Annotated in this window: 10 protein-coding genes; 5 read left to right on the top strand and 5 right to left on the bottom strand. The window is 57.9% G+C overall.

Features of this window, described 5'->3' with window-relative positions:
- The first annotated feature begins 99 nt into the window (after window positions 1–99).
- A complete protein-coding gene (locus AC2A1F_RS08970; protein WP_484208421.1) occupies window positions 100–1008 on the top strand; it encodes a LysR family transcriptional regulator in 909 nt (302 codons plus the stop codon).
- Between the two features lie 54 nt (window positions 1009–1062).
- On the top strand, window positions 1063–1977 hold the full coding sequence (locus AC2A1F_RS08965; protein ID WP_484208420.1) for a ketopantoate reductase family protein: 915 nt from the start codon (window positions 1063–1065) through the stop codon (window positions 1975–1977).
- 180 nt (window positions 1978–2157) lie between these two features.
- Here AC2A1F_RS08965 and AC2A1F_RS08960 read toward each other — a convergent pair whose 3' ends face one another.
- The 4 genes from AC2A1F_RS08960 to AC2A1F_RS08945 form a co-directional block, all read right to left on the bottom strand.
- Window positions 2158–2388, bottom strand: a complete 231-nt coding sequence (locus AC2A1F_RS08960) for a hypothetical protein (protein WP_484208419.1) — start codon at window positions 2386–2388, stop codon at window positions 2158–2160.
- A 310-nt stretch (window positions 2389–2698) separates the two neighbouring features.
- The gene (locus tag AC2A1F_RS08955) at window positions 2699–3361 is read right to left on the bottom strand and encodes a TetR/AcrR family transcriptional regulator (RefSeq protein WP_484208418.1); all 663 of its coding nucleotides are present in this window, start codon (window positions 3359–3361) and stop codon (window positions 2699–2701) included.
- A 482-nt stretch (window positions 3362–3843) separates the two neighbouring features.
- Window positions 3844–4896 carry a hypothetical protein gene (locus tag AC2A1F_RS08950; RefSeq protein ID WP_484208417.1) on the bottom strand — a complete coding sequence of 351 codons (1053 nt, stop codon included), beginning with the start codon at window positions 4894–4896 and terminating at the stop codon, window positions 3844–3846.
- A 384-nt stretch (window positions 4897–5280) separates the two neighbouring features.
- A complete protein-coding gene (locus tag AC2A1F_RS08945; protein WP_484208416.1) occupies window positions 5281–7209 on the bottom strand; it encodes a flavin-containing monooxygenase in 1929 nt (642 codons plus the stop codon).
- A 353-nt stretch (window positions 7210–7562) separates the two neighbouring features.
- Here AC2A1F_RS08945 and AC2A1F_RS08940 point away from each other — a divergent pair, with 353 nt between their 5' ends.
- Window positions 7563–7790: a hypothetical protein gene (locus AC2A1F_RS08940; RefSeq protein ID WP_484208415.1), complete on the top strand. Its 228-nt coding sequence runs from the start codon at window positions 7563–7565 to the stop codon at window positions 7788–7790.
- A 186-nt stretch (window positions 7791–7976) separates the two neighbouring features.
- Here AC2A1F_RS08940 and AC2A1F_RS08935 read toward each other — a convergent pair whose 3' ends face one another.
- A complete protein-coding gene (locus tag AC2A1F_RS08935; protein ID WP_484208414.1) occupies window positions 7977–8972 on the bottom strand; it encodes an alpha/beta hydrolase in 996 nt (331 codons plus the stop codon).
- Window positions 8973–9201: 229 nt separating this feature from the next.
- Here AC2A1F_RS08935 and AC2A1F_RS08930 point away from each other — a divergent pair, with 229 nt between their 5' ends.
- Window positions 9202–9597, top strand: coding sequence for a VOC family protein (locus AC2A1F_RS08930; protein WP_484208413.1), 396 nt, complete (start codon window positions 9202–9204; stop codon window positions 9595–9597).
- A 112-nt stretch (window positions 9598–9709) separates the two neighbouring features.
- Window positions 9710–10564: an SDR family NAD(P)-dependent oxidoreductase gene (locus tag AC2A1F_RS08925; RefSeq protein WP_484208412.1), complete on the top strand. Its 855-nt coding sequence runs from the start codon at window positions 9710–9712 to the stop codon at window positions 10562–10564.
- Window positions 10565–10613: the final 49 nt, after the last annotated feature.

Genomic DNA, 10613 nt, shown 5'->3' with positions numbered 1-10613 from the left:
AGTGTGTGCGCCGATTCCGGCGTCAGTCTGGCCTTCAGTGTGATGTTATGCTGCAATAGATGCAATTGCATATCCGGCTGAAAGCCATACACATATTGCATGGATCTGGACGAACGCCAGTTGCGCGCATTCCTCGCTGTGGCCGAAACCGGCAGCCTCGGCCGGGCCGCAACGCTGGTGCATCTCACCCAGCCCTCGCTCAGCCGCGTGATCCAGCGGATGGAGCAGGGTCTTGGCCATCCCCTGTTCGAACGGCAGAGCAAAGGCATGACGCTGACCGCTGCGGGCGAAGCGCTGTTGCCGCACGCGCGCCTGCTCCAGTCCGAAATGCTCGCTGCCCGCGCTGAGCTTGATGCCTTGCGCGGCCTGCGCCGGGGCACGGTGCGGGTTGGTGCAGTCGCTGCGGTGATGCGAACCTTGGTGGCCCAATCGCTAGGCAGGCTGCTGCAGGAGTTTCCGCAACTCACCGCCGAAGCGATAGAGGCGGTGGACGGCGAGCTGGGCGATGCGCTGACCGGACGGCGCATCGATCTTGCCGTTACCGCCAGCGAGCTTGATCCAGCAGGCGTCGAACTTATCGGCACATGCAATTACACCGACGATTTCGCGGTGTTCTGCGCCCGCACGCATACCTTGCCTCAGCAGCCCACGCTGGATGAACTCGCCGCGCAAGGTTGGGTCATGCCGGGCCGGGCCATGACCCCGCGCATCCAGTTCGAGACGGTTTGCGCGGGCTTAGGGTTGCCGCCCCCGGTGATCGCGGTGGAAACGTCCTCCGTCGAAACCATGATCGCCGTCAGCGCCAACAGTGACCTGCTGTGCTGGCTGCCCCAACCCCTGCTGGCTGCGCATCTGGCCAATGCCACCATGCGCAAGCTGGACGTGCCCGCCATGGAGCGGACGCGCCGCTTCCTGTTGTTCCGCAGGCGGTCCGGCCTGCTGCCGCGCGCTGCGCGCCAGTTTCTTCAGTTTTTTCCGCTGCAGCAAACCGCTGATCGGGGGAGTTGACGGCCGCCACAAATTGCAAGGACACTCGCGCACACACGTGAGAGGACTTGCGACATGGCAAAAGTGGTGGTTGTCGGTGCCGGAGCAATGGGGTGCCTGTTTGCGGCGCGATTGGCACTGGGCGGGCAGGATGTGATCGTGGTCGATGTCAGCGCGGATCGGCTGGACCTGATTAGCCGCGAAGGCATTCACTTGCACGACGATGACGGCAATCATGTGGCCCATGTCAGCGCGGCTTTGGCTGAGGATGTAACGGGTCCGGCCGATCTGGTCATCCTGATGACCAAGGGCATGCACAGCGCCTCCGCAATCCGGTCGGTTGCGCATCTAAACGATGGCCACTGTCTTGCGTTGACCTTGCAGAACGGCCTCGGCAATGTGGAAGCCATCGCTGATGTCTTTGAAGGCGAACGAATTCTATGGGGCGTCACCGATTTCCCGGCCGACCTTGAAGGCCCCAATCGCGTCGCGTCGCACGGGCAAGGGCACATTTGGCTGGGCGGCACGAATGAAGCGGCGCATGGCCATGCCGATGCCGTCGCCGCCCTGCTCAATGCCGGAGGGCTCAACGCTGCAGCCGAAGCGCAAGTGCAATCCGCTGTCTGGGAAAAGGTCGCCTTCAATGCCGCGCTCAATGCGCTTTCGACCATCACCGGCCTGCCTGTCGGCGGGCTCGACAGTGCCGAAGGACGCCGCATCGCCGCCCAAGTGATCGACGAAGCCATTGTCACTGCCACGGCGCTCGGCATCGCGATCGACCGCGACAGGCTTATGGCAAAGACAGATTTTGCCCTTGCCAATCATCGCACGCACAAACCGTCGATGCTGCAAGATCGCCTGGCGGGCCGTCTGACCGAGATCGAATCGATCAACGGCGCGATAGAGAAGCTCGCTGCAAAAGCAGGCGTGGAAGTCCCGACCATCCGTCTGCTGGCTGACCTTGTAAGAATGGGCGAACCGCTCTTATAGTCGGTCGCAGCAGGTTGGTATGAAATCCTCCGTCCGAGTTCCAGCTCAATGTTCGGCCACAGGGAGGATATGACGTTACTGATTGGGGAAAATGTATCGGATTTCCATATACTTGTTCTCGCCCAGTTGACCGGCTTTAATGAGATTGGTTTCGCAGAAGACCGGCTCGCCTGCGTTCCCCTAGGCACAGCGGATAGCCAAATATTCGCCAACAGAGCCTGTTGCGAACTCGATACAATAGCCACCCGATTGCGCGGCATATGCAATCATGGGCATGCCACTGGTATGAAATTCTGCGTATTTGCTTTCGTAACAGTGCTGATAGCCCCGTTGAGCAGCAGCCGCGCCGTCAGGCACGGCGAGGCCCCAAAAGGCTTCCGAAGCAGCGAACCCAGTCTTGCCAATCGACATTGGTGGGTCGCCTTTCCTGTTCCCGATGCGCGTTGTTGGGGTGCGCTCCAGTGGATTGATTTTGACCTTCGAGTCCCGCTGGTCGCGCTGTCGCGTTCGAATGTCAAAATCATAAAATCCAATAGGATCATATATTTTCTAGTGGTTCTTATGATTCTGACATTTGCGCCAACCCATCCCAACAGGGATGCAAATGTCAGAATCGAACCACTAGTGTAACAGTTTGAGGCTTTTGCGCGGTCCGCAAGTTGTCTGCGTCGATCAGCACCCGATGCGTTTCGTCACACAATTCTTTATGGCGATAGTGTCGTCAGATGCGGCTGGCGAAGTAGTCTGTGATGACTGTCTCGGTCATGCCGATACCGCGAAGGCAGAACCACGTGGCTTGACGGACAAGGTCGTCACTCTCGACACCATAGGGCTGCGCTGCTGGTGGCAGTGCGCCGATGGCCGCAATCATGGTGCCGACATGTTCAATGAACATTGCTGCAGCTGGTACGTCAAGCGCCTTACCGACAAGCCCGCCGTCAGCCCGGGCCGAAGCATAAGCCGCGTCCATCGAAGCTGCATTGCGGCGCTGGGACCGGCGGTAGATCAGGCTTGCATACGAACCGTCCCCAGCAAGACTCGCGAGCGTCATTCGGTGCGAATCATGGCGTTCAGGATCCTGTGCGTCGGTGACACTGGCTGCGATGAAAGTGTGTATGGCCTCTGCCAATCCCATCGAGCCAACCGCATGAATGCCCTGTTCCTGCCATCGCTCATCTTGTTCAAGGAACACCTGCCTAAGCACCGCGCGATAGAGCGACAGCTTACTTGGAAAATGACGATAAACCAGCGCCTCGGAGATATTCGCCTCGCGCGCGATCTGCAGGGTTTTTGCGCCATCATAGCCATGCCGTGAAAACACGCGCCGCGCCGCTGCAACGATTTGGGTGCGGCGTTCGGTGCCGGGTATGCGCGTCCTTGCCATGAATACTCACTCACTTTTACGAAACGGTCTGTCAACCGCGCAAAAGCAAGCCTTTGTGGACGAACCAGCGTACAAGCTTCACTTACTACCGGCTATTTATGGCCTGAATTGCTTGGGTGCGACACGCTGTTCTGTCGTCATCTGCGCCGCATATGAAAGCACGGTTCGGTCGTGCTTATGGCCAGCGTGTTACGCGCACAGCCCATAAGCACTGTGCCCACTTGCTTAGCATGGGATGGGGGGCCATGCCCGGTCGTGTCGCGATCACCGCAGGCCACAGTTCTTCCTCTCGCAACCGCTACGCGGCGGGCCGGATTGGGCGCAGCGCAGCGTTGCTCGTCAGTCTCAATGCCTCTGCATTGCTCCTTCCTGGTGCCTCGCCCTGATCCCAATTCGGCTCCGTTACGGTGGCGCGGATTGGTCGGAAAGCGCTCTCACTGAAATGTTGCGGCTGAAGGCTGGCCCGGCCCGCTGATGAGAGTTCAGGCAGCCATCTGCTCTTCGGGTTCAGGCGGAAAGATCGACGGCTGTCCGGGATCGTAAACACGTGTCAGAAGCCCGATGAACGCCGGGTCAGTAAGCGGATCGTTGGGCATTTGAAACGCTTCGCCACGCTTGCGCAGATCCGATACCATGATATCGAAAATCATCTGGTGCGTCAGGTCATCGGTATGATCCAGCCCGCGCTTCAATTCGGCCATGTCCATGTAGATATCCGCGCCCCAGTGGACGAGGAAGCGGAACTCTTCTTCCGGGATTTTCTGAATCACTTGCCCGTCAGTTGTGATCTGCCAACCACCTGCATTATCAGGATCGGCTTCCATCAGCGAATTGATAGCAAGCCCTTCCGGGCGGCGCATCGCGGCAGGACCGTTGGTCTGCGCGGTGTGATACATCTTCTCGTTCTCAACTACCACGGCGCGGCCCCACATCGGGGCTTGGATCTGCTGCGGTGCCTGGCGCGGGCCATCTGGCCAGTATGTAAAACCGCCTCCGGTGCGGCCTTTGTAATACCATGTGATCACCTGCGCTTTCTTGGCGCGCCAGTGTTCGAACAGGCCCGATTTGACCATGGTGTTCATGAGCCAGATCGGTGTGTCGCTCATCGAAACGCCGCGAAAGCGTGTGGCATCAACGTGCGGGCTGCCACCGCCTGAACATGGTCCCTGAATATTGAACAGCATGTTCTCTGCGGTAGCATACTTTGCGCCCCAGTAATTGCGCACAAGAGCCAGGAAGTTGCTGTTGAGGAAGCAGTCCTCGATCTCAGGATAAAATGGCGTCGCACCAATGCCGAAATAGCCCCGAAATACCGGCGAGAGGAACATATCCCAAGTAGGTATGAAACCTTCAGGGATCGAACCAGACGTAGTGGCGACGACTTCTTCCGGCGATTTGAAATGCTGTGCCAAGATCAATGACCAAGGACCATTGCGCCGCACGACGTCAAGCATCCGGGCGTGCTGATCGGGCGTGTAGGCATTCTCGATCACGCGCGGCGGAGCAATCGGACGGAACGTGGAATCGGCTGTCATGGCATCTCTCCGATGGGCACGCGCGACAGATTCGCCGCACCAGCAAATTTTGTATGTGTTTGCTTACTTATCGATGTCTTGGGCGTCAATGCCGTTCTGTTTCGCTGGGATTGGCACTGCCGCATGCGACAGCGCGCTGGAAATCCTTTAGGGTCTGGTCGTCGAGCTAACGTGATCGCCTCGTCAGGGAGCCTATCGCCGCGGCAGCAGAACTTCACTGCATCGCGCACGAGGTTTTCAGCGGGGCATCATACAGAGACCGTTCAACACCGTTCCGACATTTGCCATGAACAGCGAGGTGTTTTTGACCGAGATGTCACGGCCAACGTTCTCGCCGTCTGCCCGCGCACTTTGATGCGGGCAGGATCGTTCAGCCCATTTTGATCAGTCGATCAAACGATAGCTGCCCGGCTCGGGACGGCGCGTGGCATTGAAAAAGTCCACCAGCCGCCAAGGCCAGGACATGAAGACGCGGCCCTTCGAATTGTTATAGTACGAATTGGCACGAGGGTGCGTCCAGATCATCTTGGGCATACGTTCATCGACCTTGCGGTTCCAGGCGTCAAAGGCGTCTTGCTCCACCACTATGGCGCGTGCGCCGGATTCGGTGATCCGGTCGAGCGCCTCGATGATCCAGTTGACCTGCGCTTCAGAGATCAGGTTCTGGCCGGCGGCGTGGTTGGGCGCGCTGTTGGGGCCGACGGTGTGGAAATAGTTGGGATACCCCGGCACGCACATGCCCAGATAGCTGCGCGCGTCTTCGGTGCCCCATTCCGCGCCCAGATCGCGCCCGCCTTCACCCTTGATTTCAAGATTGCCGACCATCTGCGAGACATTAAAGCCCGTAGCGCAGATGATGACATCGCATTCGAAGACCGAACCGTCGGCCGCTTCGATCCCACCGGGCAGGACGCGCGCAATGGCCTGATCTTCGAGGTGGACATTGGGCCTGGCCAGCGCATCGTACCAGCCATTGTCAAGGATGATGCGCTTGGAGAAGATCGGGAAATCCGGCGTCAACTTCTCGATCAGGTCGGGCCGGTCGGCAAAGCGCTGCTGCATGTAAGATAGCGCATATTGCCGGGTCATCTCGTTGCCCTCGGACACGGCGAGCATGTTTTCAGACCAGGCAGGGTCCTTTACTACATTGGCGTACAAGCCATCAGCCGCTGCCCAATAGACACGGAACCTGAACCATTCCTTGAAGGCAGGAATGTGCGCCAACGCCCACTTCATTCCTTCGCTCACCTCATTGGCGATTTCTGGATTGTTGATGACCCAGTGTTTGGTCCGTTGATAGACGGTCAGCGCGGCAACGTCGGGTGCGATCGCGCCGCATAGTTGAGCAGAACTGGCACCAGTGCCAATTACGGCCACGCGCTTGCCCTTGATATCCAGATCAACAGGGTAGGCGGCGGTGTGGACGACCGGACCAGTGAAGTTTGCAAGGCCGGCTATGTCCGGCATTTTCGGGCGGTTAACCGGCCCGTGACCATTGATCACGGCATTGACGACCAGTGCCTCTGTGGAGCCATTGGCATTGCGCACGGTGACCGTCCACAGGCAGGTAGATTCGTCCCAGACCAGTGATTGCACTGTGGTGTTGAAACGCATGTCGCGGCGCAGGTCATGCTTATCGGCCACACCGGTCATGTAGCGCTGCATATCGGCACCATGTGGGTGATAGTGCCGCCAGTCCGGCCAGATTTCCCAACTGAAGCTGTAGAAATGGCTGGGCGTATCCACCCCGACGCCCGGATAGCGGTTTTCGTACCAGGTGCCGCCAACATCGGCATTCTTTTCGATCACAATGAAATCGTAGCCCGCCTCGCGCAGTTTGGTGGCGGCGGCCATCCCAGTCATCCCGGCACCGATTACCAGAATCTTGAAATCCTGCTTCGGGGCAGGGCGGTCTGGTAGCTTGCTGCGGTCGATCCACGGTCGAAAGCCGCACTGGTCATAGACCAACTCGACGAATTCATCGTCGACCCGCTCGCCGACGGAGACCGACATGATCCGCTGAACAAGTGCGTCAGGCGCTGTGTTACGTGCCAGTCCTTCGCCCGTGGTGAGCAAATGGCGCAGCTTTAGGCGCAATTCGTCGGCCAGGCTCTCAGGGATCTCGGTAGGTGGATAAGAATAGGCCGGTCGGATGTATTCAGCGAATTGTTCAAGAAAGTGGGCATCATGCGAAAGATAGGTATAGGCCGCAAGCAGAGTAGGTACATTGGCTTCATCAAGCGCACGGGCCAGTTCAGGCCCCGCGGCCGGCGGAGAGAACTCAATGCGGTCTGCAGCAAAAATCGAAGCCATTGCGGCGGTCTCCCGGTTAATTATAAGTGGGCACTTACATTATAAGTTTCGCGGAGGAAAGGCCTGCCAGACGAACAATACCGATTGCCGTCGGTTGAAGGTTGAGGCTTACCAAGCAAAAGTCTTAGAATCGTAGAACGCGGACGGCAGGAGCAATGGCCATTGGCGCCGCTACGGGCCGGGATGTTCTGCGGTTAAGTGGTCGAGCCCGATGGGCGCCTCCCTGGTGGTTCTTATGATTCTGACATTCGAACGCGAGTGCGCGGCCAGCGGGACTCGCCTGCGGGACTCGCCAGCAGGACTCGAATGTCAAAAGCAATCCACTAGCGCTTGCAAACGTGGACACTGCAGTGATGCGCGACAAAAATGCATCAAAGCATCAAAGCGATGCAGACGCGGCCTTATCGAACGAAGGCAGCGGAAAGTTATTGATGATCAGCACAAAATCAGTTGACCGGACCTATCATATAGTTGGCCATTGCCAACTTCAGGATGTGGTAATGACCGTCAATGTCATCTGGCTCCAAATGAACGTCACGGCGTCACGAGAGTTTGGTGCAGGACTGAAGTTCAATTGGTAAGCGACATAACTTCATCGCAAGATCAGGGGCTTTTTCAATGCAGCCCCTTTTGCGTGAGCTGCGCCCGATCGTGCCCCTGCTGCAGCGCTGCCACGGTTCGTCACGCTGAAGCTGGTCGCTGACCCAGATGGTTCGGGAGCACGCCGGGCAGATGCTTGATTGCCCGACGTGCGTTTGAACAACGCTTTATGCTTCGCGGATCGCAAGATGGCGCCTGAAGAAGCCAGCCATCAGATCAATTGCTTCGCGCGACTCCGGCATGGCCACACTGAACCAGAAACCGTGTGGCATTGCTTCGAATACGTGCAGTTCTGCCTCGCGCCCCGCTTTGTGAAGGGCGCGATGAAACATTGCAGCTGAACTCAGTACGGCATCACGCGTGCCAGTGACTAGCAGTGTCGGCGGAAAATCGGAAAGGTCCCCCTTGATCGGGGCCAGCAGCGGATTATTGCGATCAGCGTCACCGACAAATGCGCCACGCTCACTTTGTGGATCGTCAAGTTTCGCGCCAATGTGCCCGTAAAATCCTGAAAGCGTTAAATAATTGTAGGTATCGCCTAGTTGCGTGACATCGCCACCAGCGGTGAATACGCCGCAAGCCACTGGCAGCGGCAGGCCTTCGTGCTTGAAGCGCATGATTGCCATCGCGGTCAGAAATCCGCCCGCTGATGTGCCAAACACGATAATGTCAGCGGCAGAATGGGTCTTGAGCGCATCGCGATAGACCGCAACGATATCGTCCACCGCAGCAGGGAAAGGGTGCTCGGGTGCCAGCCGATAGTCGACGGCAATTACCTCGCAACCGGTCTCAGCCGCAATCGGGACTGCTTCAACCAAGGCATCGGACCCCATTACAAAGCCGCCGCCATGCAAGTTGATCAGCAGTTTGTCAGCATGGCGCACGCCACCCTTGGGCGTAATCCGATGGCATCGCACGCCCTCAATCGCGGTTTCCATCACATCACAAGGAAAAACCTCAAGCGCTTGCTGGTTCAGCCATTCGAACATTGGGGCCAACGGTTCGCGCATCAGCCACATAGGCACTGGCGGCGCATCTTGGGGCATCTGCTGGTTCGGATCAAAGCGCAGGTAGGCTTTGGCCTCCTCGCTGATGGTATCAGGCACGTCGAGCTTGACCCGTCCGATATCCACCACGCCATTTTCGACATTGTAACTACGCATGATATTCACGCCCTTTCAGAGATCCCCAAGCTCATATTGTCTGTGCCTATCTTGATATCGTGGACATCAATTTCTAAGACTGAACAGCTTGCTATTGCGCAATTAGTGCGGGATATTTTTACGATAATCAAGAATGGCTGTCGGCGTTATTGCGGGCCTTGCGAAGCCACAGGGCTTGAGGGTAACGCTTTGGCGATTTTTGCGACCGAAAGAATGGGAGAATATCAACATGACTGCACTTTCCAGCTTTACCAAGCTGATCTGCCGCGATGAAGAAGCAATGGCCGCTTACTATATCGCGGTTTACGGATACGGCGTGGTTCAACGCGTGGCGGGCGAAAGCGATGGCCAGCCATTCCGAGAGGTTATTCTGGCACCGGGCGGCGACTGGGCGCGCGGCTCATTGGTTATGTTCAATTTTACAGAACGCGATGCTCCGCGCGACCAGCAGGTGATTCTTGGCTTTGTTGTGGAAGATCTGGACGCCTTGGTCGCAACGATTACCGCAAACGGCGGCAAGATGGTCGGCCCCATCCGCGAAGAAGCTGAGCACGGCATACGCGTCGTTTTTTCGACCGACCCCGAGGGCGCTCTTTGTGAAAACGTCCAGATGCTAGTGCACTAAGCTACCCGCGCAAGGGGCGTTGACTCTATTATCGCTTGATAGTTAGTGAGCACTTATTTTGAGGCGCGGCCAGTATCTGGCAGCGCCTCTGACTTCATCGGAGAACTGGCCAATGGCACGCGATAACGACGTTTTTGCAGGTGGTGTTGCCGTCATTACAGGGGCCGGATCGGGCATTGGCGCGGGTCTGGCAAGGCGTGCAGGCGCACTTGGGATGACCGTGGTTGTCACCGATATCAACGAGACCGCAGCAGCCGAAACTGTCTGCGCAATCCAAGCCGCGGGCGGCAAGGCGGAGGCAGAAAAGGTTGATGTCTCCTTGCCCGAAGAATTGGACCGTCTGGCCGATCTGGTGTTCTCCCGCCACGGTGAAGTGCGGCTCCTGATTAACAACGCAGGCATCGAAACGGTTGGCTATACTTGGGAAGTGCCAACAGCGCGCTGGGAAGCCACGCTCAACATCAACGTCCACGGCGTTATCCACGGCGTGCGCGCCTTCGTGCCGCGCATCATCGCCAGTGGCAAGGAAGCTTGGATCGGCAATCTCTCCTCGGTCGGCGCGTTCGGGCAGATGCCGGGGCAGACCGCCTATACCGTGACTAAACATGCCGTGCAGGCGTTCAGCGAATGCCTCTACCTCGAAATGGAACTGAAGAACCTGCCGATCCATGTCTCGGCCATCGTGCCGGGCATGATGCGCACCAACATCTTCAATGCCGAAGCGGGCGAGGGCGAACCGGATAACGCCGCAAACCACCGTCGTGCTATGTTCGATATGATGCGCGACTACGGCATGGATCTCGATGAAGGTTGCCGACTGTTCCTTGAACAGATGGCCGAAAACAAGTTCTGGGTGCACAGCCAGCCCGAGATGAGCGAGCAGATCATCGGTGGACGGGTGCGGTTCCTGCAGGAACAAGTTCCGCCCATCATGCCCGACCTTGCCCGTCAGATCGCGGTTACCTGATCCGGCAGGAGAGGGACTGCACATCGGAGGCAAAGGGCGAGCGCAGTGA

The sequence above is a fragment of the Novosphingobium sp. HNCC26BN242 genome, from assembly GCF_057180525.1.
This window is presented reverse-complemented; position numbering and strand designations above follow the sequence as displayed.

Excerpts from the sequence above, each read along its gene's own strand:
- AC2A1F_RS08970 (WP_484208421.1), top strand. The coding sequence starts at position 100 with ATGGATCTGGACGAACGCCAGTTGCGCGCATTCCTCGCTGTGGCCGAA.
- AC2A1F_RS08965 (WP_484208420.1), top strand. The coding sequence starts at position 1,063 with ATGGCAAAAGTGGTGGTTGTCGGTGCCGGAGCAATGGGGTGCCTGTTT.
- AC2A1F_RS08960 (WP_484208419.1), bottom strand. The coding sequence starts at position 2,388 with ATGTCGATTGGCAAGACTGGGTTCGCTGCTTCGGAAGCCTTTTGGGGC.
- AC2A1F_RS08955 (WP_484208418.1), bottom strand. The coding sequence starts at position 3,361 with ATGGCAAGGACGCGCATACCCGGCACCGAACGCCGCACCCAAATCGTT.
- AC2A1F_RS08950 (WP_484208417.1), bottom strand. The coding sequence starts at position 4,896 with ATGACAGCCGATTCCACGTTCCGTCCGATTGCTCCGCCGCGCGTGATC.
- AC2A1F_RS08945 (WP_484208416.1), bottom strand. The coding sequence starts at position 7,209 with ATGGCTTCGATTTTTGCTGCAGACCGCATTGAGTTCTCTCCGCCGGCC.
- AC2A1F_RS08940 (WP_484208415.1), top strand. The coding sequence starts at position 7,563 with ATGCGCGACAAAAATGCATCAAAGCATCAAAGCGATGCAGACGCGGCC.
- AC2A1F_RS08935 (WP_484208414.1), bottom strand. The coding sequence starts at position 8,972 with ATGCGTAGTTACAATGTCGAAAATGGCGTGGTGGATATCGGACGGGTC.
- AC2A1F_RS08930 (WP_484208413.1), top strand. The coding sequence starts at position 9,202 with ATGACTGCACTTTCCAGCTTTACCAAGCTGATCTGCCGCGATGAAGAA.
- AC2A1F_RS08925 (WP_484208412.1), top strand. The coding sequence starts at position 9,710 with ATGGCACGCGATAACGACGTTTTTGCAGGTGGTGTTGCCGTCATTACA.